Origin of the sequence: Bacillus yunxiaonensis (assembly GCF_037104695.1) — a bacterium.
GTDB classification, from domain to species: Bacteria; Bacillota; Bacilli; order Bacillales; family Bacillaceae_G; genus Bacillus_A; species Bacillus_A yunxiaonensis.
In genome coordinates, this window is record NZ_JBAWSV010000005.1 from 440387 (window position 1) to 466167 (window position 25781).

Here is a 25781-nt window from a genome sequence, read left to right on the forward strand (position 1 = left end):
TACAAGGCAGTCGATTTTCCTCATTTCATTATTTTACATAATGTTCTTTTACAACTTCTCCGCAGCGTTCACATAATGTTGGATGGTCTGCATTACTTCCTACTGTTTCAGACACAACCCAGCAACGTTCACACGTTTCACCAGTTGCTTGTGCTACAACGACAGCTGTATGTTCATATTTCGGTGCATCAGCTGGCGCTTCTTCCATCGTTCCACCAAGTTTATACTCAGAAACAATAAACAACTGTTTTAAATCTTCGCTAATAGATTCTAACATTTGTTTCATTTCTACAGTTGGGAATAGGGTAATGCTCGCATTTAACGATTTACCAATTACTTTCTCATTACGTGCCACTTCTAACGCTTTTAATACATCATCGCGAAGTGTCATAAATGCATCCCATTTTACTTTTAACTCTTCAGCACCTTCTACTTCTACAGCTTCCGGCATATCAGTTAACTGAACGCTTCCTTCTACTACACCAGGAACATATGGCCATACTTCATCCGCTGTATGAGGTAAAATTGGCGTTACAAGTTTTGTTAACGCAACAAGAACATCGTACAATACCGTTTGAATTGCACGGCGATCGTGGTTATTTTCTGCTTCGATATATAAAATATCTTTTGCAAAATCTAAATAGAATGAACTTAAATCAATTGTACAGAAGTTGTGAATCGCATGATATACAGCTGCAAATTCATACGTTTCATAAGCTTCTTTTACTTTTGTAATTAAGTCATTTAATTTCACTAACATGTAGCGGTCTACTTCACGAAGTTCAGCTTTTGCTACTGCATCTTGACTTGGATTAAAGTCAGCTAAGTTTCCTAATAAGAAACGGAATGTATTACGGATTTTACGATATACTTCTGCTACTTGTTTTAAAATATCATCTGAAATACGTACATCAGATTGATAATCAACAGAAGATACCCACAGACGTAAAATATCGCCGCCTAATTGATCCATGATTTTCTTCGGTACAACAATATTCCCGATAGATTTACTCATTTTACGACCTTCACCGTCTAGTACGAATCCATGACTTAAAACACCTTTATACGGCGCTTTGCCTGTTACCGCAACTGCTGTTGATAATGAAGAGTTAAACCAACCGCGATATTGGTCTGATCCTTCTAAATATAAATCAGCTGGACGTTGTAAGTCCTCGCGCTCTTCTAATACAGCTTGATGAGAAGAACCAGAATCAAACCATACATCCATAATGTCCGTTTCTTTACGGAATTCGCCATTTGGGCTAGATGGATGTGTAAAGCCTTCTGGTAATAAGTCTTTCGCTTCACGTTCAAACCATACGTTCGAACCGTTCTCACGGAATAGATCTGCTACATGATTAATCGTTTCATCTGTAATGATTGGATCACCGTTTTCTGCATAGAATACAGGAATTGGTACACCCCACGCACGTTGACGAGAAATACACCAGTCACCGCGGTCACGAACCATATTATGAAGGCGTGTTTCACCCCATGCTGGTACCCATTTTGTTTCCTCTACAGCTTGTAATAATTCACTGCGGAACGCTTCAATAGATGCAAACCATTGTGCAGTTGCGCGGAAAATAATTGGTTGTTTCGTTCTCCAGTCATGTGGATAAGAATGCGTAATAAATGTTAATTTTAATAATGCACCAACCTCTTCTAATTTTTCCGTGATTGGTTTATTTGCTTTATCGTAGAATAACCCTTCAAATCCAGGTGCTTCACTTGTTAATACACCTTTATCATCAACTGGACAAAGAACTTCTAATCCATATTGTTTCCCAACAAGGAAGTCATCTTCCCCGTGTCCTGGTGCTGTATGTACACAACCTGTACCAGCATCTGTTGTAACATGCTCACCAAGCATAACGAGAGAATCACGGTCATAGAATGGATGCTTAGCCACTGTATACTCAAGCTCGCTACCTTTTACTGTTTTAACAACTTCTGTGTTTTCCCACTCTAATGTTTTTGAAACTGTTTCGAGTAACTCAGAAGCAATGATATATTTTGTATCATCTACTTTTACAATGCTGTATTCAAGTTCTGGATGAACAGAAATACCTAAGTTAGCTGGCAATGTCCAAGGTGTTGTTGTCCAAATAATGAACTTCTCGTCACCTTCTAAAACATTTTTTCCATCTTTTACAGGGAATGCTACGTAAATAGATGCAGATTTTTTATCTTTATATTCTATTTCCGCTTCTGCTAATGCAGATTCACTTGTCGGAGACCAGTAAACAGGTTTTTGTCCTTTATAGATGTAGCCTTTTTTCGCCATTTCACCAAATACTTTAATTTGCTGTGCTTCGTACGCTGGCTCTAATGTAATGTATGGGTTATCCCAATCACCACGTACACCTAAACGTTTAAATTGCTCACGCTGACGGCTTACTTGCTCATATGCGTATTCTTCACAAAGTTTACGGAACTCAGCAACTGTCATCTCTTTACGCTTAACACCTTTATTTGTTAAAGCTTGCTCGATTGGTAATCCATGCGTATCCCAACCTGGTACATATGGTGCACAATATCCAGTCATTGATTTGTAACGAACAATAAAGTCTTTTAACACTTTATTTAACGCATGTCCCATATGAATGTCACCATTTGCATATGGAGGTCCATCATGTAGTACGAATAGCGGACGCCCCTTTGTACGTTCTTGTACTTTTTCATAAATGTTCATTTCAGCCCATTTTTCTTGCATTACAGGCTCACGTTTCGGTAGATTTCCACGCATTGGAAATTCTGTTTTTGGCATTAATAAAGTATCTTTGTAATCCATGCTTAATTCCTCCTTGAATATATAAAAAAAGACATTTTTTCCAAATAAATGGAACAAAAAAGAGACCTTCTTATCCCCAAAAAAGGGACGAGAAGGTCTCCCGCGGTACCACCCTAGTAGACTACTACATATAGCAATCCTCTTTATATTCTTAACGCGAATACACGCCTCTGCTTACTTTGTTGTTCAGCGAGGAACTCCAGGGTGATATTCCCATTCTCTCCTTATCCTGAGCTTCCACCGTCCTCAGTTCGCTATATAAGGTATGAAAAAAGTACTTATCCCTATCTTCGTTTTTCTAAAAATTTATGTTGTATAGAATTATATGTAATAATAAGAAAAACGTCAAGCTTACACTGTTTCTTCTTTCTTAAGAAGCTCATCTACTTCTTCTTCCAACTCGATTAGCTTGTCCCAATCATCATTGTTTAGCATTTCAAGCTGTGCTTCTATTAGCATACGGAAACGTGTACGGAACACTTTCGCTTGCTTCTTCAATTCTTCAATATCAAATGCCACTTTTCTTGATTTTACTAACGCTTCATTAATGATACGGTCCGCATTTTTCTCTGCTTCACGAACAATTAACTTTGCTTCTTTTTGTGCATTACGTTTTACTTCTTCTGCTGCTTCTTGCGCTACAACAATAGATTTATTTAATGTATCTTCGATATTGGAGAAATGTTCTAATTTCCCTTCTAGTTGTGCAACCTTTTCTTCTAACGCTTTCTTCTCACGAATCACTAATTCATAATCTTTAATGACTTGATCAAGAAATTCATTTACTTGATCCTCATCGTAGCCGCGAAAGCTACGGCCAAATTCTTTATTATGAATATCTAACGGTGTTAACGGCACAAACGCCACCTCCAAGTAGGTTATCTAAAATTTCCTTTTTAATTATATCTTTTCTTCGACAAAATGGGAGATTTTCCTTCTAAAAAAGAAATCATTTTAAGATTCCATACAAAATTCTCCATTTATCGCGTTTTGTTTTTCCATCAACAGTGAGTAATTTACTCCTGCCATAACCTCTGACAGAAAATACATCTCCCGGAAAGCAGTCATAAGCAGATTGCTCAACTACTTTCCAATTCACTTTCACAAGACCATTTTTAATAAACGGCTGTGTTTTCTGACGAGATATATGAAACATTTCTGCTATCAGTACATCTAATCGAAGCGACGAAACAGTTCCCGATTTCTCGTCCCACTGTTCTTGTATATGTAATACGTTTTCCGATAACACAGGTGCTAAAGACACTTTTGTTCTTCCAATTGATTGTAAATTCATTTTTATATACGAAACAACTTCTTTTGCAACTACAATTTGGGCACGATTTTCTTGGAGCCAAATATCTCCGCATTTTTCTCTCTTTAACCCAAGAGACATAAATGCCCCTAATATTTGACGATGTTCCAGCGTGTAAAATTTAGAAGGATAGTCAATTTCTAATACTTCTACTTGAAACTCTTCTTCATTCGGCATAAGATAATTTGGATAAATTAACGCCCGTTTTCTTTCTGCATTCGGAGTAGCTCCATAAAATTGAAACATAGCATCTCCTTGATGTCCAACAATCATAGAAACAATCTGTTGTTCACGCGGGTCAAGAAAATCAGTAAGTTTCACTTGATGATATTCTTCTGCCGCTTGCTTCCATTCTAACACTTTATCAACGAAAACCGTTTCTTCAGGTCTAAAATGTTCATAGATGCTCATGTGTATATCCTCTTATCTCACAAAAAATTCAAATACACGGATCAATCCTGAACTAGCTAAGCGTAGTACAATGATTGCTACGATTGGAGAAATATCGATTACTCCGATCGGTGGGATAAACCTCCGGAATGGTTCTAAATATGGCTCGCAAATACGGGCAAGGAAATCACCAAACGTTGACTCTCTTGCACCCGGAACCCAAGATAGTAGGATATAGATAATAAGCGCCCAGGAATAAATTTGTATTACATAGAGCAATATTTGTAAAATCATTGTCATGGCGTATTACCACCTCTTTATATTTGTGTCTTCCTCTTCACCGAACAATTCAGAAATTGCTCCAACAATGTCTACATTATCAGGTGTACATATAAATGTTTTTGGACCTAATTTTTGAATGTCCCCGCCTATTGCATATACAGTGCCGCTTAGAAAATCAACGATACGTAATGCTTGATCTGTAGACATGCGCTGTAAATTAATCACAACCGCACGGCGACCTTTTAAATGATCAGCAATACCCTGTGCCTCTGAATACGTACGCGGCTCTAATAAAACAACTTTTGAAGGGTGTTTTGCTGTTTCAATACTTACCACGTTTTGTTTCGGTTGTACTTTTGTAAGCGGAATATCCTGTTCTGGTTCCTGCTCTTTTTTCATTTCTTTTTGCTCCTTTTCATAAGCATAGTGTGCTTCTCGCTCTTCTGGTGTGTCAAAAAAGAAGTACTTTACTTTTGACCAACTCATAATAAGATTCTCCTTCCTTCTATTCTTTTCCTACTAAAATCGTCCCCAAACGAATAAATGTAGCGCCTTCTTCAATTGCAATTGTATAATCATTTGACATTCCCATTGATAATTCCGTACATGGAGCATACGATAGCTTTAAATCTTGTACTTGCTTTTGCAGTTTACGCAACATTTGAAAACAACTACGAATTTGCATTTCATCATCCGTGTAAGGTGCCATCGTCATAAGTCCAACAACCTCAATCTTATCCAATTGTTGTAAGTTGTGAATGAACTCTATTGTTTCATCTATAGCTATTCCTTGTTTGGACTCTTCCTCTGAAGTTTTCACTTGTACAAAGCAACGAATTGATTTAGTTGCTCGTTTTTGAATTTCTTTTGCAAGTGAAAGACGATCAAGTGAGTGTAAATAATCAATTTCATTTACAATCTCTTTTACTTTTCTAGTTTGCAACGAACCGATAAAATGCCATGTCGCTTTATTTCCAAAGTGCTCATATTTTTGCAAAAAACCTTCATTACGATTTTCACCAAGATGTACAAGTCCAGCTTGCAATACATCTGTTGTCTTTTCAATACCTACTGTTTTTGTAACAGCAACAAGTGTAATTTCATCTAAAGATCTATTCACTCGTTGACATGCTTTTTCAACTTCTTGTTGAACGTATATTAAATTTTCTTGTACTGTCACTACTTTCACTCCTCCTTAAAGCCGATAAAACTAAGCATCCTTCCCGTCTTTCCATAATCGCGACGATGTGAGAAAAATAATTGCGTTTCACAGCTTGTACAAAGAGATGACATGATAATATGCTCTTCTTTAATCCCAGCTTGTAAACAAAGCAAACGATTTATTTCTTTTAAATCAATTGCATATTGTCCATCAGAAATCATTTCATATGGAACGGAACCATGAACCACTTGTTTAGCTGCAGATAACACACGTTCATCCACAACATAACAACACGCACCAATAGACGGACCGATGGCAACATGTATATCATCAAGTGATACACCTTCGTCTTTCCACTTTCTAATCATTTCACTTGCAATTCCCTTTACGGTTCCTTTCCAACCAGCATGTGCAAGTCCAATCATTTTATAAGATGGGGAATAGAAGTATAATGGAACACAATCCGCATAACAAGATGTTAATAACACGTCAGTATCTGTCGTATATATGCCATCTGTATTCGGGATACCATCTTTATAGGAAAAGACCCCTTTTCCCTTCTCTTGCTTTCCTACTTTTGCAACATGATAGTCATGAACCTGTTCCGAACAAATCCAATTTTCTAATGAAACATGTAACTTTTCTGCTAAAAGACGCCGATTTTCATGAACATCTTCCACTTTGTCATGGACGTGTAGCCCCAAATTCATTGTATGAAACGATCCGGTACTCACTCCGCCTTCTTTTGTCGTAAATCCAGCTATGATGGGCCCCAGTTGTTCCCATGCTTGTAAATGTAACATATCGTCCTTATATGTAAATGGTTCTCTCATAAAAAAGGCTCCTTATAATAAAATAACATAAAAAGTATGGTACTTCCTGTCTATTTTACCATACTTTTATTTTTCCATAATGACAACATAAAAAAAAGAGGAATTTGTAACATTCTTTAAGAAATTGTCGGTGTTTGTATTGTTTCTGTAATTGTATTCGCTTGATCTGCTCGAACTAAGATAACATCTTCTCCTATTTTCACAATTTGTTTCCAAGGAATTACAAACTCTTCTTCTTTTCCAAATAAACCTAGCATTTTTCCTTGTTTTGTAATAATAACTGCTTGAATTCTTCCCGTCTTCATATCAATATCGATATCTCCAATATTTCCAAGTCTCTTCCCATCTGACACATTGACAACATCTTTCATTTGAAATTCTGAAATACGTATCATTACAATCCTCTCCTTTGTTCCATACTTAACTGACAATCATAATTCCACCGCAAAGCATAAACAAAATGACACTACATTACCCTTCACGTACAAAATCCTTTTTATATAGCCATTATATGAACACATCACCCTCCCTATGAGCAGAATCTCCCTTCAAAACTATAAAAGGTCTCATCATAAATGATGAGACCTTAGCCTTGAATTGTTTTATTCATTTGTTTAATTGCTGATTTTTCAAGACGTGATACTTGCGCTTGAGAAATCCCAATTTCCTCCGCCACTTCCATTTGTGTTTTCCCTTGAAAGAAACGCTTGCGAATAATCATCTTTTCTCGCTCATTTAATCGCTTCATTCCCTCTTTTAATGCTAATTCTTCGACCCATTGCTCGTCCCTTTGTTTATCATCACTTAGCTGATCCATCACAAAAATTGGATCCCCACCATCATTGTATATCGGCTCAAACAATGAAACTGGATCTTGAATCGCATCAAGTGCAAACACAATTTCTTCGTGCGTTACATCAAGTACCTTTGCTATATCCATCGCTGTTGGCTCTTTTGAATTTTCAGCAATAAGCTTTTCTCGTACTTGCAATGCTTTATACGCAATATCACGCAATGAACGCGAAACGCGTATTGGGTTATTATCACGCAAATATCTTCGAATTTCTCCAATAATCATTGGTACAGCATACGTTGAGAATTTAACATTTTGGCTTAGGTCAAAGTTATCAATGGATTTCATAAGTCCAATGCAGCCAACTTGAAATAAATCATCAACAAACTCCCCTCTGTTGTTAAATCTTTGGATGACGCTCAGTACAAGACGTAAGTTTCCGTTTACTAGTTTCTCCCTTGCACTTATATCGCCGCTTTGCATTTCTCGAAATAGCCGTCGCATTTCTTCATTTTTTAGTACTGGAAGTTTAGATGTATCAACACCGCAAATTTCTACTTTGTTTCTCGTCAAAGTGTTCCCTCCTATCGGGAGTTGCTGTACAGTGTAAAGTATCTCCTTTGGAGGGAATTTTATGCATATACTCATTTATCACATATTACTAAATGCAACGTTCTCTTTTCTAAAATGAAACTTAAATTACTTGCAAAAAAAGCAATCAACTAAGAGCCTCAAGTGAAAAAGAGTGTTCGCTAAAGGATGATCAACTTCATACCATTTTGTTAAATTCTTTACGAAGCCTTTTAATAATTCGTTTTTCTAAACGCGAAATATAAGACTGTGAAATACCTAGCATATCTGCAACATCCTTTTGCGTTTTTTCTTCTCCGCCATCTAATCCAAAACGAAGTTCCATAATTTGCTTCTCTCGATCATTTAATTGATGCAATGCTTTCATCAGTAAATGGCGGTCAACAGTTGCTTCCAAATCTTTTGTAATAATATCTTCATCCGTTCCAAGAACATCTGATAGCAATAATTCATTTCCGTCCCAATCAATATTAAGAGGCTCATCAAATGATACTTCTGAACGATTTTTATTATTTCTTCGCAAATGCATTAAAATTTCATTTTCAATACACCTTGAAGCATATGTTGCAAGTTTAATTTTCTTTTCTGGGTTAAAGGTATTAACCGCTTTAATTAAACCAATGGTTCCAATACTAATCAGGTCCTCAATATTGATTCCTGTATTTTCAAATTTCCTAGCAATGTATACAACAAGACGTAAATTACGTTCAATTAAAAGCGATCGGGCCGTTTCATCTCCCTTTGGCAGTTTTTGCAGCAATATCTCTTCTTCTTCTTTCGTTAATGGAGGCGGCAGTGCTTCACTTCCACCAATATAATAAATTTCATCGGTCTTAATCCCAAGTTTTAGTAATAATTTATACCAAAGATAAGTTAAACGAAATTTTAATTTCAACATAAAATTCCTCCCTTTTGTATTAAGCAATTGTCACTTCTTGAGACAATAACATTTTTGGATGTAAAATACATTGATACTCACCATTTGGTGATAGTTGCTGTGTATTCAAACCAATTAATACTTTATTTACGGTAACTGTAGTGCCCTCATGATAAACTCGTACAATGTCAGGTTTAATTGCCCACAAAAATTGTTGATTAACACCTACAGCACGATAAGGAATCAACCTCAAACGCGTTGCCCACTGTGATTCTTCATCTGGTATATATGGAATTGCTGTTTTCATTTGAACTTGCTCTATTAACCACTTTGGAAGCACATGTTCTAAAGAAGAAATAGGTATAATCATAACTGGTGTTTTTGTAAGCGGGTCATACAATTGATTTCCACTATCAATCAATCCATCTAGTTGAATATCATTTATATCAATTTTGATATCTACTTTCACAATTTGCTCATAATGGATTTTTGTCACTTCTACATCTGCAATTCTCTTTTTAGAAAAATAGTACATAATCGGAAAACCAATCATAACAAACACCCAACTTACAGGATCACCATATGAAATGGATTTTGTAGAAACAAGTCCATTGACCATGTCATTTGTTTGAAGAAAAAAGTGTGCTCCAACAAGGCCGCCTCCTACCATGAATGTTACAAAATAAAATGTTAAAACGGTCTGTAAAAATGTACGAAAACGAATAAAACCAAATGTAGTATAAACAATGAGGAATGAATATAATAATTTCATCACAGGATGTGTCATCACATATGCTAACGGTGTGAATGCAAAAATAACAATTGTTGAACCGATACATGCGCCAAGTGCAAGTCTCCACCTTTTTACTTTTCGCTTTAAAACAATTGCCGTTAATAAAAGTAAAAGGAAATCAATGCAGACGTTTAATAACCAAATAATATCGGCGTAAACGACCAAACGGTTCACCTCTTTTTTATAAAGTTTAGACTAGTATAATGCATATCCTATGGAAAAGTGTGTCAATTGGCGGAAGGGATTTTTTGTTATTTTGAAGCTTTCAGGAATAATTTGTCGTGTTGAAAAAATACAAATTATTCCTGAAAGTTTCAATGGAAAAGATTTGTAGGCATAAAAAAAAGAAGGCCTAAATAGGCCTTCTTTTTTATTTAAAATCAAAATATTTAACTGACTATTAGTCGCGGTAAAATTTCAATTCAATTATCGTCTGCGACGGTTACGTAAAAATGCTGGAATGTCAATGTCATCTACATCTGCACTACGCTCATTTACAACCGGCTCTTCGCGCTTCATTTCACGCTTTATTTCACGTTGTTTAACTGGTTGTACTGGCTGTTGCACATTTTTAGTAGTCGCTGTAGGACGAATAATCGGCTTTGGTGGCTGCATTGAAATGCTATCATCAAAACCTGTTGCAATCACTGTTACAACGATTTCATCTTTTAAGCTCTCATTAATTACAGAACCAAAGATCATATTTACTTCTTGGTCTGAAGCTGAAGCTACAATATCTGCTGCTTCTTGTACTTCATATAAACTTAAGTTTGTGCCACCTGTAATGTTCATAATAACACCTTGTGCACCATCAATAGATGTTTCTAGCAATGGACTAGAAATTGCACGTTTTGCAGCTTCCGCAGCGCGGTTTTCACCAGTTCCCACACCAATACCCATTAATGCAGAACCTTTGTTAGACATAATTGTTTTTACATCCGCAAAGTCTAAGTTAATTAAACCTGGTGTAGCAATTAAATCAGAAATCCCTTGAACACCTTGACGTAATACGTTATCCGCTTCACGGAATGCTTCAAGCATCGGTGTATTTTTATCAACGATTTCTAACAAACGGTCATTTGGAATTACGATTAATGTATCTACATTTTCTTTAAACGCTGCGATACCAGATGCAGCTTGCGTTGCACGCTTACGGCCTTCAAATGTAAATGGACGTGTTACAACACCAACTGTTAGTGCTCCTAACTCCTTTGCAACTTGTGCGATAACTGGAGCTGCACCAGTCCCAGTTCCTCCGCCCATACCAGCTGTTACGAAAACCATATCCGCTCCGCGAAGTGCTTCTTGGATTTGTTCTTTACTTTCTTCAGCAGCTTTTTTCCCTACCTCAGGATTTGCACCAGCACCAAGCCCGCGCGTTAATTTGCCGCCAATTTGCATTCTTGTTTCAGCTTTTGATAAATTTAAAGCTTGTGCATCTGTGTTTACTGCAATAAAGTCTACACCTTGTACACCATGCTCAATCATACGATTGACAGCATTGTTTCCGCCGCCGCCAACACCGATAACTTTTATATTTGCCATTTGATCTTGAGTAGTATCAAACTCTAACATGTCGAAATCCCCCTAGAACCTCATTTTTCGCGCTCAAATCTATTCCCATAAATATCGGAATACACGCTTCACTTTTGACATCATTCGTTCATTATTATTACTATTGTTTTTGTTATTGTTATTGTCATTACGTGGCTTTTGCTTTACAGGTTGTTGCACTGCAGCAGGTACTGGTGCATGTTGTAATTCATAGCTTTCTTGCTTCTCCTGAACACTTTTTCCTCGTAACTTAGCTTTTTGATAAGCATTTTTAATAAGTCCAACACCAATTGTATATTGCGGTTCGCGTACACCGATATAATCCGGCGTCGCAATACGAACATTTTGATGGAGAATATCGTAGGCAAGATCAAGAATACCTGACATAGAAACAACACCGCCAGTAAGTACATAACCAGCCGGCAAATGTTTCACACCAAGCTTTTGTACCTCATCTTGTACAAACATAAGAATTTCCTCTACACGAGCTTCAATGATATCTGATAGCTCTACTTGAGAATATTGCTCTGTTTGATCACTGCCCATAATTGAAACAGTAAATAACTCTTCCTCAGATGCTGTATCATAAAAAGCATGTCCATATTTTAGTTTAATTTGATCGGCATTTTCCGTTGATGTTTTCAATCCAATAGCTATATCTTTTGTAATATGATCTCCGCCAATTGGTAATATGCTTGCTGTTTGTAATTCTCCATCTTGGAAAATTGATAGCGTTGTTGAACCTCCACCGATGTCAATGAGAGCAACACCTCGGTTTTTTTCATCACTTGACAAAGCAACTGTTGATGCCGCTAATGGTTGAAGACAAATATCAATTATTTCAAGACCCGCTTTTTCTACACATCGAAGCAAATTATGTAACAATGTTCTCGAGCCTGTAATTAATGTGCCTTCCATTTCTAAACGTACACCAATCATTCCGCGCGGATCATTAATTTCATCGAGACCGTCTACGATAAATTGTCGAGGTACCACATCAATAAACTCACGCTCTGGCGCAATTGACACAACTTGCGCTGCATCAAGTACACGAAGCACATCTTCGTTTCCAATTTCACGATCTTCATTTGAAACAGCGACTACTCCATGACAAGGAAGAAGCTGTACTTGATTTGCGTTTACACCTACAACAACACGTTCAATGTGTATCCCTACCATGCGTTCAGCTTGTTCAATCGCCTTTTTAATCGATTGCACAGTCTCATCTATGTCAACAATGGAGCCTTTTTTCAAACCATTTGACTTTACATTTCCAACACCAATAATGTTTAAAGCGTCATTGACCATCTCGCCAATGATGACTTTAACATTGGATGTACCGATGTCAAGACTAACGTATATTTCATTGCTGTTCATTCTTTGGCACCTCCTTCTTTATTTATACCACAAAATTCAATATATGGAACAACAATCGTTGTTTTACTATGTTATAAGAAAAATATTCAACGTATTTATGTGTTTCCCTTTTTTAACGCTACATTTTTCTTATTTTTATTTGGCACTCATTCATTTTTCTAACAGTAAGATGCAAATCACTGCTATAATTTGAAACAATCTTATCCGACTACAAAGATTGCTGCCAAATATAAGTCTACACCAAGATGTACTCCTAGAAAAGCTAAACTTGCAGCTAAGATTATATTAAAAAAGAAAATAGAGAAAAATATGACTTAATTACATAATTTCTAAGAGTAAGTTTCTATCTTTCCTAGAAACAACTATTTTACAGTTCAAATATCCGCTTTATTACACCTTTATTGATTAATTCACATATTCCGTATATGCTCCTACTTCTAAGTGAATAATTGCCTTTTTATCTGGTGATAAGTTTTTAATAATAAGAGGATAAGCTTCCATTCGTTTTGCAAAATCTTGAATAACTGTACTTACTTCATATCCCTCATTCATATATAATGTAAGATGATCTGCATACAAATCTGTTGGCTTATAATGAATTTCAGAAATAGATCGAAGAACAGTTGGTGTTAATTTTTCTAATTCAGCAATCAATTCTTTCATTTTCTTTTCTTCAAATGGAACGAAAATCGGTGCAGCAATTGGCAATTTCCCATTCGGAAGAGCATCTAGTGACTTTCCATTTTCTAAAAGCGGATACAGTTTTCCTTCTTTATTTATGTAGCCAATTGTCACATACTCCTCAACATCAATAACAATTTGATTTGGAAATTGTTTCTTTACATGAACCTCTTTAATCTCTTTTTGCTTCTTTAAATTTGTTTCTGCTTGCTGTGTCATTACACGAAAATAGCTTGTTTTATATGTAATGCCTGCTTGCTCCATTATTTGTTCATCTGTCATATAGTGATTGCCGTGAACCGTAATTTTCTTTATATTGCTAAGCGGAGATCGAAAATAGATTAAAAAAAGCACCAATAAAAATAAAATCGATACATATAAAATTAATCGTTTATTTACCTGTTTCTTCTTCTTTTGATTTTTTAATTTTGGTACACGATCTTGTAGTTTAATAACTTTACTATTCTTCATGTACGATCCCCCTATGTAACATAAAGAACGGCATGTTATGCATGCCGTTCTTCTCTTTCTATTATATCATAAATGACAATGCACGGGACAAACAACTATTATCTTCCAATAATCTCTACTTCTGTATGCATATCAACAGCAAATTGTTCTTTAATGGTTTTCTTCACAAAAGCAATTAAATCAAGAACATCTTGCGCAGAAGCAGTACCTGTATTAACAATAAAGTTCCCATGCATTTCAGAAATTTTTGCACCACCAATTTGATAACCACGTAATCCAGCCTTTTCAACTAAATTACCAGCATAGTTTGGTAGTGGATTTCTAAAAATACTGCCTGCACATGGGTGATTCCAAGGTTGTGTATCACGGCGATAATCTTTATTCTTTTGCATAATCGCGATGATGTCTTCACGATTACCTGCTTTTAATTGTAACTCCGCCTCTAATACAATACCAGGACGCTTCTTTTGTAAAACAGATGTGCGATAAGAAAATTCTAGCTCTTCTTTCGTTAGCCATTCAATCGTTCCATCTTCAAACATAACACGAGCTCTCGTTAAAATTTCAGATATATCCGATTTATGAGCACCTGCATTCATATAAACTGCTCCGCCTACGCTTCCAGGAATACCACTAGCAAACTCTAATCCAGCTAATCCTTGGCGGCTTAATAAAGTTGACAGCTTAACGAGAGAATACCCTCCACCTACTCGTACAGTAACACCATCTACTTCTAAATGATCTAGTCCTTCTCCTAATCGAATCACAACTCCTTCAATGCCTTTATCCGATACGAGAAGATTGGAACCACGACCAATTGCAGTCCATTTTGCTCCATGCTTTTTCACAAGCTTTATCGACTTTTCCACACCTTCAACGCTACTTGGAACCACTAAAATATCCGCCGGACCACCTATTTTCATAGTTGTATAGCGAGCCAGCGATTCATTTTCCAATACTTTGCCTACCTGTGCTTCCATAAGTTCTTTTGCTAATTGTTTCATGATGCTCTCCCCCATATTAAGTCTCCTTATTACAGTAGTATGCAGGGCATTCACCTAACGTTATTTTCTACAAGTTTTTTCATAACTTCAAACAGCTTGTTTGCTGCATCTGGAATTCCTAATTGCTTTGCAGCTAGTTTCATATTTTGTAGTTTTTGTACATCTAGTAAAATTTCATCAATATTACCAATAAGCGTTTCACCTGTTAAATCTTTTTCAAGAAGCATTTTTGCTGCCCCTTTATCAACAACAGAAAGAGCATTTTTCTCTTGGTGATTATTTGTTACATACGGACTCGGAATTAAGATACTTGGTTTCCCTAAAGCTGTTAGCTCAGCTAATGTTGTAGCACCCGCACGCGAAACAACAAGATCTACCCCAGTAAGTACTTCTGGCATATTATCAATAAACGGCTTAATAATAACATTCTGTGGATTTCCTTTTTGTTTCACAGCTTCCATTACTTTATCATAATGTACTTCACCTGTAACGTACAATACGTCATAATTTTTATTACCAAATTGTTCAATTGCTCCTAAAAATGCATCATTAATCGGTCTAGCACCTCGGCTTCCTCCAAAAATTAACACTGATTTTTTTGAAAGAGATAACCCTACCGAACGCTTGCCCTTCATACCATTTTGGTTCATTACTTCCGAAGCACGAGGATTTCCTGTCATCACAACTTTATTTTGTGGGAAATGTTCTGTTGCCGCATCAAAACAAACTGCTACTTTATTCACGTAGCGACTCAAAAATTTATTTGTTACACCAGGTACACTATTTTGTTCATGCACAACTGCTGGAATACCAAGTTTGGCAGCTGCATATACAACTGGACCACATACATAACCACCTGTTCCAATTACAACATCTGGATTAAAACGGCGAATATAACGTTTACTATCTTGTACACCTTTTACAAAACGCATCACCGTTTTCACATTATCAACTGATAATTTCCGTTTAAATCCGCTAATAACAATGGATTGAAATGGAATGCCGGCTTTGCGAACGATTTTACTTTCCAAACCATTTTCCGTACCAATATATAAAAATCTCGCTTCAGGATGAATTTTTTTGATTTCTCGAATTAACGCAAGAGCTGGATAAATATGCCCACCTGTTCCGCCACCGCTGACTAATACTCGCACTGCCTGTTCCTCCGCTTCTTTTTTCTATTATCCCGCTGCTCACGGGCAGTAAAAGTCTGATTGATTCAACTAAACCTTACTGATAGAAGTTTCACTTTATGTATGCCATTCATATACCAATCGCTTTGTTTCCGTTTTCACATATGAAAAACCCTGTCATAAAAACAGGGTTTAGTAGCGAGAATGACGACTTATATTTAGTAATACTCCAATCGCCATTAACATAAGGGTCAAGCTAGACCCACCATAACTTAAAAATGGCAAGGTAATTCCTGTAACTGGCATTAATCCAGTTACAACGCCAATGTTAATCATCACTTGAATCGCAATCATCGCCACAATCCCGACTGCTAAAAAAGTACCGTATAAGTCTGGCGCTCCTAACGCTACGCGAATCCCGCGCCATAACAACAGACTAAATAATAATAACACAAACGAACCACCAATAAAACCTAATTCTTCGGATAGAATCGCAAAAATAAAGTCTGTTTGCGGCTCTGGTAAGTAAAAGAATTTTTGTCTACTTTGCCCAAGACCGAGTCCAAATAACCCCCCTGGTCCGATTGCAAGTAACGATTGAATAATCTGAAATCCACTACCAAGCGGATCCGACCATGGATCTAAATATGATGTAATACGCTTTATTCGATACGGTGCTGATGCAATAAGCCCAACAAATCCTCCGACTCCAATTAACCCTAACATTGCAAAATGAAAAATACGTGCTCCTGAAACAAAAATCATAACAACACAAGTTCCAACCATTACGGTTCCTGTTCCCAAATCGGGTTGTAACATAATCATACCAAATGCAACAAACACGAAACTAAGCGCAGGAAGTAATCCTCGTTTGAAAGACGTAATCATTTTTTGTTTTTCCGATAAAAATTTCGCTAAAAAAATAATCATCGCAAACTTCATAAACTCTGAAGGCTGAATAGAGAATGCACCTACACCAATCCAGCTTCGAGCCCCGCCTCGTACTAGTCCAATTCCAGGAATTAAAACTAAAATAAGGAGAACGAAACAAATAAGCAAAATCACTTTGGAGTATGTACGCCACACCCAATAATCAATCTTCATAATAAAAAACATAGCAACGACACCGACCCCAGCAAATAACAATTGCCGTTTTGCAAAAAAGAATGAATCTCCCATTTTATACGAAGCCCATACAGCACTAGCACTGTATACCATCACCATTCCTACTGTCAAAAGTAACAATGTCACAATAATAAGAATAAAATCAGGAGTCTTCTTTGTTGGCAATGAGCATCACCTCTTTGAAAGCAGCTTTTCGTTAGCCGTACCTTTTCACAAATGAAGCAGCATTATCTAGCTACTTGCAGACAATATGACTCCCACCTCAAGATTGCAGGAAATCAAAGAAGATAGGTGTGAGATAACTACCTGTAAGAACCCGATTGATGAAAGCTTTTCATCAGTAGGCGACGAAGAAAAAACCCTCTAATAGAAGTTTCACTTTATCTACCTATAAAAGAATCATCAGTAGGAACAATCCACTGATGATTCTTTCACTTTATACTAGCTTATGCACAGCTTGTATAAACATGTCTCCTCTTTCTTCAAATGTTTTAAATTGGTCCCAGCTTGCACATGCAGGAGATAAAAGAATCACGTCTCCCTCTTCTGAAAGAGCATATGCTTCTTGTACCGCTTGTTCCACATTATCGACACGTTTAATCACTTTCATTCCAGCCTTTTCTGCAGCTTTAACAAGCTTAGGTGCAGTTTGTCCAAATGTAAGTAGCGCCTTCACATGCCCGAAGTATGGGATTAAATCATCAAATTCATTACCACGATCTAACCCACCAGCTAATAAAATTACTGGCTGTGTAAATGCAGACAATGCCTTTTCTGTCGCCAGCATATTTGTTGCTTTTGAATCATTATAAAACTTACGATTTCCAATTGTTGTTACATACTCTAAACGATGCTTTACACCTGTAAAACGTTTTAAGACTGCTATAATCGCTTCATTAGCAACACCCATAAGCTTTGCAATGCTCATAGCAGCTAGTATATTTTCTAAATTATGTTTACCCGGTAATACGATATCTTGAATATCAATAACTTTTTCACCTTTAAAGTAAAGAGCACCATCTTTTACACAAGCGCCGTCTTCAATCATTTTTGTCGTAGAAAAGTACACTTTTTGTCCTTTACTTTGCTCAATCAGCATCATTACATCTTCATCATCAGCATTAATAATACTGTAATCATTTTCAGTTTGATTTCTAAAGATATTCGCTTTTGCTAAACCATATTCTTTCTTTGTCCCATGATAATCTAAGTGTGCTTCAAATAAGTTTAAAAGCACCGCAATCTTCGGTTGAAACGTTTCAATACCCATTAATTGAAAAGAAGACAGTTCTGTTACAACCACTTGCTGCTCAGTTACATCTTGTGCAACTTCACATGCTACCGTACCGATATTCCCAGCAATAACAGGATGTTTTTCCCCTTCTTTTAACATTTCAAATGTTAACGTTGTTGTCGTTGTTTTTCCGTTAGATCCTGTAATTCCAATAAACGGTGCTTCCGAAATACGATATGCTAATTCTACTTCTGTTACAATCGGAATATTTTTTTCTTTTGCCGCTACAAGTAACGGGTTAGAATACGGAATCCCAGGATTTTTTACAACAAGAGAAATATTTTTTTCTAATAATTCTAAGGGATGACCGCCACATACAACTTCCATTCCTTGACCTTGCAACTCTGTCGCTAACGGATTTTCAGCTAGCGGCTTGCTATCATTTACAATTACATTTGCTCCAAGTTTCTTTAATAAAACGGCTGCAGCATAACCGCTTTTTGCCATACCTAATACAAGAATATTTTTATTTTGATAGTCAGTTATCGTTTTCAATTACATCCACACCCCGATATAAATTCCTAACACTGCAAATAAAAGCCCTACTGACCAGAATGTTACAACCACTCGCCATTCTGACCAACCGCATAATTCATAATGGTGATGAAGCGGACTCATTTTGAATACACGCTTTCCCCTTGTTTTAAACGAAACAACTTGAATAATAACAGAAAGTGTTTCAATAACAAACATTCCACCAATGATGACTAATAATAATTCTGTTTTCGTTAAAATTGAAACAGCAGCTAAAGCACCACCAAGTGCTAAAGATCCTGTATCTCCCATAAATACTTTTGCTGGATGAGCATTAAATACTAAAAATCCTAACACCGCTCCAACAACTGCCATACAAAAAATAGCAATTGTGTACTGCTCGTGAGCAAAAGCAATAATGCTATACGCACCAAATGCAATCGCGGCTGTTCCTGCTAATAATCCATCTAAACCATCTGTTAAGTTAACTGCGTTTGAAGCCCCTATTAACATAAAGAGAACAAGAACAAAGTACGCCCAGTGTAAATCAAACTTAATTTCCGTTCCTGGAATATTTAAATGTGTGTCAAATCCTTGTCCCTTTGCAATAATAAAGAAAGCTACTGCAATAATAAATTGTCCTATCAATTTTTGTTTTGATGTCAAACCAAGATTTCTTTTTTTAACAACTTTAATGTAATCATCAAGAAATCCGATTAAACCATAACCAAATGTAACAAGAAGCAATAAATATGTCTCAGCGCTCTTTTGAAACTTAAACATCATAATAATAGACGTAATCATAACTGAAATAAAAATAACAATTCCGCCCATGGTTGGTGTTCCTGATTTCTTTTGATGTGACTTCGGACCTTCATCACGAATACTCTGTCCAAACTTTAAACGGCGTAAAAATGGAATGAAAATTGGTGACAACGCAACTGAAATTAAAAAGGCCACCCCAACTGTAATTAATAATCCTTGTTCAAGCATATTTAGTCCCCCTCTCTTGTTGCTATTCTTTCATGCTTAAACGTTGTGCAATTGCCTCCCCGGCAACTTCACGATCGTCAAAATGATGTACTTCTGTACCAATAATTTGATACGTTTCATGACCTTTACCCGCAATTACAATAATATCGCCAGCTTTCGCCTCGGCAACGGCATGAAAAATTGCTTCTTTACGATCAACAATCACTTCATAATTATTTCCTTTTACACCTTCTATCATATCATCAAGAATGGCTTGAGGCTGTTCGCTGCGTGGATTATCTGATGTATAAATTGCATGCGTTGCATACTTAGATGCGACCCTCGCCATAATTGGCCGTTTCGTACGGTCTCGATCCCCACCGCAACCAACGAGGCAATACACATTCCCTTTTGCAAATTGTTTCGTTGTCATCAATACATTTTCTAAACTATCCGGTGTATGTGCATAATCAACGATGACTGTAAAATCTTGACCTCTGTCAACAACTTCAAAACGCCCAGGTACACCTTTCAATTCTCGCAAAACATCAATAATCGTTTGCAATGCTACACCAGAAACGAGACATGCTGCAGTTGCAGCTAATACATTATAGACATTAAATTTTCCAATTAACTTCATCGTAATCTTGATGCTTTCATTAGGAGTTACAAGCGTAAAAGCCGTGCCAGCACTTGTCATCTCAATATTTTTCGCCATTACATCACTTTTCGTATCAATACCATACGTAATCACTGTCGCTGCCGTACTTTTCATATAATCTGTTGCTGCAGCATCGTCATTGTTTAATACAGCATATTTTACACGATTATGATTGTAGCTATTACCAAGTTGTGCAAATAATAAGCCCTTTGCATGTTTGTACTCTTCCATCGTTTTATGATAATCTAAATGATCTTGCGTTAAATTCGTAAACACTGCTACATCATAATCACATCCATGTACTCTACCAAGGTGCAATGCGTGTGAAGATACTTCCATAACAGCACTATTTACATTTTGTTCAATCATTTTATGGAACGTCTTTTGTAATGTTAATGCATCTGGTGTTGTGTTTTTCACTTCAAACGTTTCGTCACCTATTTTCATATTAATTGTTCCAATTAATCCTGTTTTATGTCCATGCGCACGCATAATTTCGTTCATTATATGCGATGTTGTTGTCTTTCCATTTGTACCTGTAATTCCAATTAAATGTAACTTTTGCGTTGGCTGTCCATAAAAATAATCAGCTAACACCGCTAAAGAACGTACTGTATCTTTAACAAGTACAACTGGAACGTCAACATCAATTGGTCTTTCCGCAACAATAGCAGCCGCACCTTGCGCGGCTGCTTGCTTAGCAAATTCATGACTGTCAACCGTGAAACCTTTTATACATACAAATAAACTTCCATTTGTCACTTTACGCGAATCCGCTTCAATAGATGTAATTTCCGGATTTTCTTTTGGAACAACCGGAAAATCATGCAAACTTGATACGAGTGTATGCAACTTCATTTCTTTAAACCCTCTCTACTCTTTTATTTATCCCTTATAAATGGATAGTTTCAAGGAACTCCATACATAAGAGCATAATTTATTAATTAACAGGCAGTGAGAAACAAGTGTCTCACTGCGAGTTAGTTGAATGTTATTATATCGTAAATAAGCACTTCATATTTAATGAAAGTATATGCGAACCTTTGATCCTGCTTTTACTTTCGTGCCGGGCTTTGGAGATTGTTCGACCACTTTGTCTCCTTCGCCGCTAGCATCCAATTGTAAATCAACAAGTTGATTTTGTAATTCCTTTCGATCCATGCCTACTACATTAGGAACTTCTATTAAAGGCGTCTCATCCCAAGTTAATTTCTTTTCAATTTGCTCTTTTCTAGGCTTTACTCCCATAACCGGCAAAACATCACGAAGGATATTCCCAACGATTGGTGCAGCTACAACCCCGCCAAATTGTGTAACCCCTTTTGGATTGTCTACAGCGACATACACAACAATTTGCGGATCATCTGCTGGTGCAAATCCAACGAATGACACGATATAGTTGTTATCCAAATATTTCCCATCTTTTACTTTTTGGGCTGTACCAGTCTTTCCTCCGACAGGATAACCATCAATATAAGCACCTTTACCTGAACCTTTTGCCACAACATTTTCAAGTGCATAACGCACTTGTTCTGATGTTTCCTTGGAAATAACTTGTCTCTTCGCAACAGGCGTTGTTTTACTAATCACTTTATTCGTAGTTGGATCTATAAACTCTTTCGCAATGTACGGCTTATATAACGTGCCTCCATTTACAGCAGCAGCTACTGCAGCAACTTGTTGAATAGGGGTAACAGACACCCCTTGCCCAAATGCTGTCGTCGCTTGCTCAACAGGCCCTACTTTTTTTAGATCAAATAAAATCCCTTTACCTTCTCCTTGTAAATCAATGCCCGTTTTTTCGCCAAATCCAAAATCACGAATATATTGAAACAGCTTTTCTTTTCCTAAACGGTTTCCAAGCTCTATAAAACCTGGGTTACAAGAGTTTTGAACAACCTCTAAAAATGTTTGGCTACCGTGCCCCCCTGCTTTCCAGCAACGTAATCTTGCACCGCCAACTTCTGCTGCTCCATCATCATAAAACGTATCTTTCTCCAAGTCTACTAATTTTTCATTTAAAGCAGCTGCAAGTGTAATAATTTTAAATGTGGATCCTGGTTCATATGTACTCCATACAGGGAGATTTCGGTTAAATACTTCCGGTGAAACACTTTTGAAATCTGCTGGATCAAAACTCGGGCGGCTAGACATACCTAAAATCTCACCATTATTTGGATTCATAGCAATTGCTATCATTCCGTCTGGATGATACGTCGAATCCGCAATATTTAATTCTCTCTCCATAATCGTCTGAATACGTGAATCGATTGTTAACTTTAAATCCAAGCCATCTCCAGGTTCTTTATAATCATCACCAATGTTCGGCATACGTTGTCCTTTCGCATCTGCAAAAAAACGTACATATCCTTTGTCACCATTTAATTCTTTGTCATAATATGACTCCAGTCCCATAAGACCTTGGTTATCACTCCCAGCAAATCCAAGTACATGTGATAGATATTTTCCAAACGGATAATATCGAATTGAATCTTCAGCAATGTATACTCCTTTTAAACTTAAAGCCCTAACTTCTTTTGCCTTGTCATGAGAAATTTTCCGTCCACCTTTGTCTAATCTGACTATGGACTCTTTTTTCGTAAGACGCTGATAAATTTCTTCTTTCGACACACCTAAAACTGCAGCTAATTTCTCTGCAGTCTCTGCTGGTTTTTCAATTTGTCTTGGTACCACAAAGACAGTTGGTGCACTTTTATTTGTTGCGAGCTCTACACCATTTCGATCTACAATTTTTCCTCGCTCAGGTTCAAATGTAATATTACGGCTCCATGAATCTTTCGCACGATTTGTTAACATATTTCCAAGAAAAAACTGCACATATCCAAGACGAATATCGATAATTGTAAAAATCAGTATACCAGATATAAGCACAAAAATAAGTCGTTTTCTTACTGTTACATTCGATACACGCATATTGGAACAAGCCTCCTTTACGCTTAACTTGTTCCAATATATGCTTGTACTTATTTAATTAGAACACGACCACTTCTCCTATATTAAGTATTAAGTGCCGTTCTTTTTGCTCGGCTCCTTCTCCGCTTCTTGCTGCGGTTCAAGAGGCGGAACAAGTTTTACTTCTAGCGGAGTTCGCTCTTTTAATGGGGTACCTTCAGCAATACTTTGCTCGGTTACATATCCTGTGCCTGAAAGTTTCAAATCTAGATTTAATGTTTTCGCTAAATTCATCACATCACGAAGTGCCCAACCATTAATATTCGGCATTTTCGGTTGATCTCCTACTAGGAATACTCGATCACCTGTTAATGTTTTTTCACTCGCTTTTGGCACTTGTTGTTTGACTGCCCCCTCTCCCAATATAACAGGTCGGAACTTCGCCTTTTCTACTATTCCCTTTGCTTCTTCCATCGTTTTACCTGTTACATCTGGAACAGCGGCTTGCTGCTGTTTTACTTGTTTTTGCACATCTTTTATTTCATTCGGTTTAATCTTTAAATACTCCAAGCTATTTTTCGTTACAGATTTAAACATTTCAGCTAACGGTTGTGCACCATTTTCAGTGTCTTTTAATTTAGGCTGCTTCACTGCTAAATATACGACAAGCTGCGGATCATCTATTGGTGCCATACCAAGGAATGAGAAAATATAATTTTCTCGTCCTGTCATATAACCGCCGTTTCCATCCGGAATTTGTGCTGTTCCGGTTTTACCACCAACAGAATAGCCATCAAGTTTATACGCTGTTCCTGTCCCTTTCGGTGATGTTACGACTCGTTCTAGCAATTGCCTTACTTGTGCTGCAGTCTCCTTTGTAACTGGTTCTCCTACCTCTTCCGGTTTATGTTGCATGACAACTTTATTATTCAATTGATCTTCAATTCGATCAACCACATAAGGTTTCATCATTTTTCCGTCGTTAGCAATTGCGGTAGCTGCTTGTACAAGTTGAATTGGAGTTACAGTAGAACCTTGTCCAAATGCCGTTGTTACTTGCTGAATTTGCTTATCAAATAAAATTGTATTTCCGCCTTCTTTAGGCAAATCAATTCCTGTCTTTTGATCTAAGTGAAACTTTTGAATATATTGATGGAAGCGATCGGGTCCCAATTTTTCATTTCCTAGAATAGCGAAAGCAACGTTTGATGAGCGCTCAACACCTTCATCAAACGTAATCGAACCCCATCCTGCACCGTTATTATGATCTTTAATTACCGAATTCCCTACTTTATACGTACCAGATTGATAATACTCTTGACCGTTATATACACCTTCATTAATCGCAGCCGCTAACGTAAAGATTTTCATTGTCGAACCCGGTTCATACGCATTAGCAATAGGATCATTTAGATAGTTTTTAATTTCTGGTTTATTTGGGTCAAAACTTGGTCTACTAGACATCGCTAAAATTTTCCCTGTTTTTGGATCCGCTACAACTCCAATTAACATTGATGGATCATAATGTTTTTCTGCTTCTGCCATCGCATCTTCTAGAAAACTTTGAATGCGTTGGTCAATTGTTAAATATACATTATCTCCATTTTTAGGAGGCTTCACATCATTTTTTTTATCATCTAGTGAGACACCTTTCGTATCACCTGTATACGTCATACTTCCGTTAGAAGCACGTAAATATTTATCTAAACTTTGTTCAAGACCGAACTGCCCTACTCCAATTCCTTGATCATTCGGCTTAGCATATCCAAGTACGTAAGAAGCAAAATCTCCGTTCGGATATACCCTTGCTTTTTCTGTAACAAAAGAAATTCCTTTTATACCTAAACTTTTAATTTGTTCCATCTGTTCTTTCGTTAAATTTTTTCCGATTGATCCGAACTCTACTTGTGTCAGGTCTTTATTTAAGTACTTCAAAATTTCTTCTTTACTTACATCAAGTACTTTCGATATTTTCTCTGCAGCATCTTCTTTGTCTTTTATATGATCTTGTCCTTTTAAAGCAGCGACCATCTTATATGAATTTGCATCTTGAGCAAGTACATAACCATTTTGATCATATATGGTTCCTCGATTTGCTTCGAGCACCCCATCTTTATTATGTTTTTGCTGCGCAATTGTCTCTAAATCTACTCCATGCACTGTTTTTGTTGCTTCAATATAAAGAAAGCGGGCTAACAACAGAAAAAAGAGCAGGAGAAAAACCTTGATGAAGAACCCTGCTCCTTTGTTGGTATGAAATTTACGTGTATTCATCTCTTCTTCACACCTATTGTA

Annotated in this window: 22 protein-coding genes, 1 pseudogene and 1 other annotated feature; all 23 genes and pseudogenes read right to left on the reverse strand. The window is 36.8% G+C overall.

The window, feature by feature from the left end:
• Positions 1-28: 28 nt before the first annotated feature.
• Entirely contained in the window at positions 29-2794 is a 2766-nt protein-coding gene (gene ileS / locus WAX78_RS16885; RefSeq protein ID WP_336483178.1) for an isoleucine--tRNA ligase, read from the reverse strand.
• Positions 2795-2874: 80 nt separating this feature from the next.
• Positions 2875-3094, reverse strand: a binding site (T-box leader).
• A gap of 51 nt (positions 3095-3145) precedes the next feature.
• Positions 3146-3652: a septum site-determining protein DivIVA gene (divIVA, locus tag WAX78_RS16890; protein WP_336483179.1), complete on the reverse strand. Its 507-nt coding sequence runs from the start codon at positions 3650-3652 to the stop codon at positions 3146-3148.
• A 91-nt stretch (positions 3653-3743) separates the two neighbouring features.
• Entirely contained in the window at positions 3744-4517 is a 774-nt protein-coding gene (locus tag WAX78_RS16895) for a YlmH family RNA-binding protein (RefSeq protein WP_336483180.1), read from the reverse strand.
• A 12-nt stretch (positions 4518-4529) separates the two neighbouring features.
• Positions 4530-4796 (reverse strand): YggT family protein, encoded by a 267-nt coding sequence (locus tag WAX78_RS16900; protein WP_336483181.1) that lies wholly within the window; start codon positions 4794-4796, stop codon positions 4530-4532.
• Between the two features lie 6 nt (positions 4797-4802).
• Positions 4803-5264: a cell division protein SepF gene (locus WAX78_RS16905; protein ID WP_336483182.1), complete on the reverse strand. Its 462-nt coding sequence runs from the start codon at positions 5262-5264 to the stop codon at positions 4803-4805.
• 19 nt (positions 5265-5283) lie between these two features.
• The gene (locus WAX78_RS16910) at positions 5284-5958 is read right to left on the reverse strand and encodes a YggS family pyridoxal phosphate-dependent enzyme (RefSeq protein ID WP_336483183.1); all 675 of its coding nucleotides are present in this window, start codon (positions 5956-5958) and stop codon (positions 5284-5286) included.
• 5 nt (positions 5959-5963) lie between these two features.
• Positions 5964-6773 (reverse strand): peptidoglycan editing factor PgeF, encoded by an 810-nt coding sequence (gene pgeF / locus WAX78_RS16915; RefSeq protein ID WP_336483184.1) that lies wholly within the window; start codon positions 6771-6773, stop codon positions 5964-5966.
• Positions 6774-6889: 116 nt separating this feature from the next.
• Positions 6890-7168: a YlmC/YmxH family sporulation protein gene (locus tag WAX78_RS16920; RefSeq protein WP_336483185.1), complete on the reverse strand. Its 279-nt coding sequence runs from the start codon at positions 7166-7168 to the stop codon at positions 6890-6892.
• Positions 7169-7359: 191 nt separating this feature from the next.
• Positions 7360-8139 (reverse strand): RNA polymerase sporulation sigma factor SigG, encoded by a 780-nt coding sequence (sigG, locus tag WAX78_RS16925; RefSeq protein WP_090914402.1) that lies wholly within the window; start codon positions 8137-8139, stop codon positions 7360-7362.
• A gap of 196 nt (positions 8140-8335) precedes the next feature.
• Entirely contained in the window at positions 8336-9055 is a 720-nt protein-coding gene (sigE, locus tag WAX78_RS16930) for an RNA polymerase sporulation sigma factor SigE (protein WP_098305552.1), read from the reverse strand.
• Positions 9056-9074: 19 nt separating this feature from the next.
• Complete coding sequence (gene spoIIGA, locus WAX78_RS16935) at positions 9075-9992, reverse strand: sigma-E processing peptidase SpoIIGA (protein ID WP_336483186.1); 918 nt, start codon at positions 9990-9992, stop codon at positions 9075-9077.
• A gap of 261 nt (positions 9993-10253) precedes the next feature.
• Positions 10254-11402 carry a cell division protein FtsZ gene (gene ftsZ / locus WAX78_RS16940; protein WP_336483187.1) on the reverse strand — a complete coding sequence of 383 codons (1149 nt, stop codon included), beginning with the start codon at positions 11400-11402 and terminating at the stop codon, positions 10254-10256.
• A gap of 39 nt (positions 11403-11441) precedes the next feature.
• On the reverse strand, positions 11442-12758 hold the full coding sequence (gene ftsA / locus WAX78_RS16945) for a cell division protein FtsA (protein ID WP_336483188.1): 1317 nt from the start codon (positions 12756-12758) through the stop codon (positions 11442-11444).
• A 150-nt stretch (positions 12759-12908) separates the two neighbouring features.
• Positions 12909-13069 (reverse strand): annotated as a pseudogene (locus WAX78_RS16950) (DUF1290 domain-containing protein); the annotation flags it as partial.
• A gap of 94 nt (positions 13070-13163) precedes the next feature.
• A complete protein-coding gene (locus WAX78_RS16955; protein ID WP_336483189.1) occupies positions 13164-13910 on the reverse strand; it encodes a cell division protein FtsQ/DivIB in 747 nt (248 codons plus the stop codon).
• A gap of 98 nt (positions 13911-14008) precedes the next feature.
• On the reverse strand, positions 14009-14914 hold the full coding sequence (gene murB, locus WAX78_RS16960) for a UDP-N-acetylmuramate dehydrogenase (protein WP_336483190.1): 906 nt from the start codon (positions 14912-14914) through the stop codon (positions 14009-14011).
• 50 nt (positions 14915-14964) lie between these two features.
• Positions 14965-16068 carry an undecaprenyldiphospho-muramoylpentapeptide beta-N-acetylglucosaminyltransferase gene (gene murG / locus WAX78_RS16965; protein ID WP_336483191.1) on the reverse strand — a complete coding sequence of 368 codons (1104 nt, stop codon included), beginning with the start codon at positions 16066-16068 and terminating at the stop codon, positions 14965-14967.
• Between the two features lie 171 nt (positions 16069-16239).
• Positions 16240-17337 carry a stage V sporulation protein E gene (gene spoVE, locus WAX78_RS16970; protein WP_336483192.1) on the reverse strand — a complete coding sequence of 366 codons (1098 nt, stop codon included), beginning with the start codon at positions 17335-17337 and terminating at the stop codon, positions 16240-16242.
• A gap of 271 nt (positions 17338-17608) precedes the next feature.
• Positions 17609-18961, reverse strand: coding sequence for a UDP-N-acetylmuramoyl-L-alanine--D-glutamate ligase (gene murD, locus WAX78_RS16975; RefSeq protein WP_336483193.1), 1353 nt, complete (start codon positions 18959-18961; stop codon positions 17609-17611).
• Positions 18962-19933: a phospho-N-acetylmuramoyl-pentapeptide-transferase gene (gene mraY, locus WAX78_RS16980; protein ID WP_336483194.1), complete on the reverse strand. Its 972-nt coding sequence runs from the start codon at positions 19931-19933 to the stop codon at positions 18962-18964.
• A 22-nt stretch (positions 19934-19955) separates the two neighbouring features.
• The gene (locus WAX78_RS16985; RefSeq protein WP_336483195.1) at positions 19956-21431 is read right to left on the reverse strand and encodes a UDP-N-acetylmuramoyl-L-alanyl-D-glutamate--2,6-diaminopimelate ligase; all 1476 of its coding nucleotides are present in this window, start codon (positions 21429-21431) and stop codon (positions 19956-19958) included.
• A 162-nt stretch (positions 21432-21593) separates the two neighbouring features.
• Positions 21594-23507 (reverse strand): stage V sporulation protein D, encoded by a 1914-nt coding sequence (locus tag WAX78_RS16990; RefSeq protein ID WP_336483196.1) that lies wholly within the window; start codon positions 23505-23507, stop codon positions 21594-21596.
• A gap of 90 nt (positions 23508-23597) precedes the next feature.
• Positions 23598-25760, reverse strand: a complete 2163-nt coding sequence (locus tag WAX78_RS16995) for a penicillin-binding protein (RefSeq protein ID WP_336483197.1) — start codon at positions 25758-25760, stop codon at positions 23598-23600.
• Positions 25761-25781: the final 21 nt, after the last annotated feature.

What these genes read in the sequence shown, in the direction of transcription:
- ileS (WP_336483178.1), bottom strand. Translation starts at nt 2,794, where the DNA reads ATGGATTACAAAGATACTTTATTAATGCCAAAAACAGAATTTCCAATG.
- WAX78_RS16895 (WP_336483180.1), bottom strand. Translation starts at nt 4,517, where the DNA reads ATGAGCATCTATGAACATTTTAGACCTGAAGAAACGGTTTTCGTTGAT.
- WAX78_RS16900 (WP_336483181.1), bottom strand. Translation starts at nt 4,796, where the DNA reads ATGACAATGATTTTACAAATATTGCTCTATGTAATACAAATTTATTCC.
- WAX78_RS16905 (WP_336483182.1), bottom strand. Translation starts at nt 5,264, where the DNA reads ATGAGTTGGTCAAAAGTAAAGTACTTCTTTTTTGACACACCAGAAGAG.
- pgeF (WP_336483184.1), bottom strand. Translation starts at nt 6,773, where the DNA reads ATGAGAGAACCATTTACATATAAGGACGATATGTTACATTTACAAGCA.
- WAX78_RS16920 (WP_336483185.1), bottom strand. Translation starts at nt 7,168, where the DNA reads ATGATACGTATTTCAGAATTTCAAATGAAAGATGTTGTCAATGTGTCA.
- sigE (WP_098305552.1), bottom strand. Translation starts at nt 9,055, where the DNA reads ATGTTGAAATTAAAATTTCGTTTAACTTATCTTTGGTATAAATTATTA.
- ftsZ (WP_336483187.1), bottom strand. Translation starts at nt 11,402, where the DNA reads ATGTTAGAGTTTGATACTACTCAAGATCAAATGGCAAATATAAAAGTT.
- ftsA (WP_336483188.1), bottom strand. Translation starts at nt 12,758, where the DNA reads ATGAACAGCAATGAAATATACGTTAGTCTTGACATCGGTACATCCAAT.
- WAX78_RS16955 (WP_336483189.1), bottom strand. Translation starts at nt 13,910, where the DNA reads ATGAAGAATAGTAAAGTTATTAAACTACAAGATCGTGTACCAAAATTA.
- murB (WP_336483190.1), bottom strand. Translation starts at nt 14,914, where the DNA reads ATGAAACAATTAGCAAAAGAACTTATGGAAGCACAGGTAGGCAAAGTA.
- mraY (WP_336483194.1), bottom strand. Translation starts at nt 19,933, where the DNA reads ATGCTTGAACAAGGATTATTAATTACAGTTGGGGTGGCCTTTTTAATT.
- WAX78_RS16985 (WP_336483195.1), bottom strand. Translation starts at nt 21,431, where the DNA reads ATGAAGTTGCATACACTCGTATCAAGTTTGCATGATTTTCCGGTTGTT.
- WAX78_RS16990 (WP_336483196.1), bottom strand. Translation starts at nt 23,507, where the DNA reads ATGCGTGTATCGAATGTAACAGTAAGAAAACGACTTATTTTTGTGCTT.
- WAX78_RS16995 (WP_336483197.1), bottom strand. Translation starts at nt 25,760, where the DNA reads ATGAATACACGTAAATTTCATACCAACAAAGGAGCAGGGTTCTTCATC.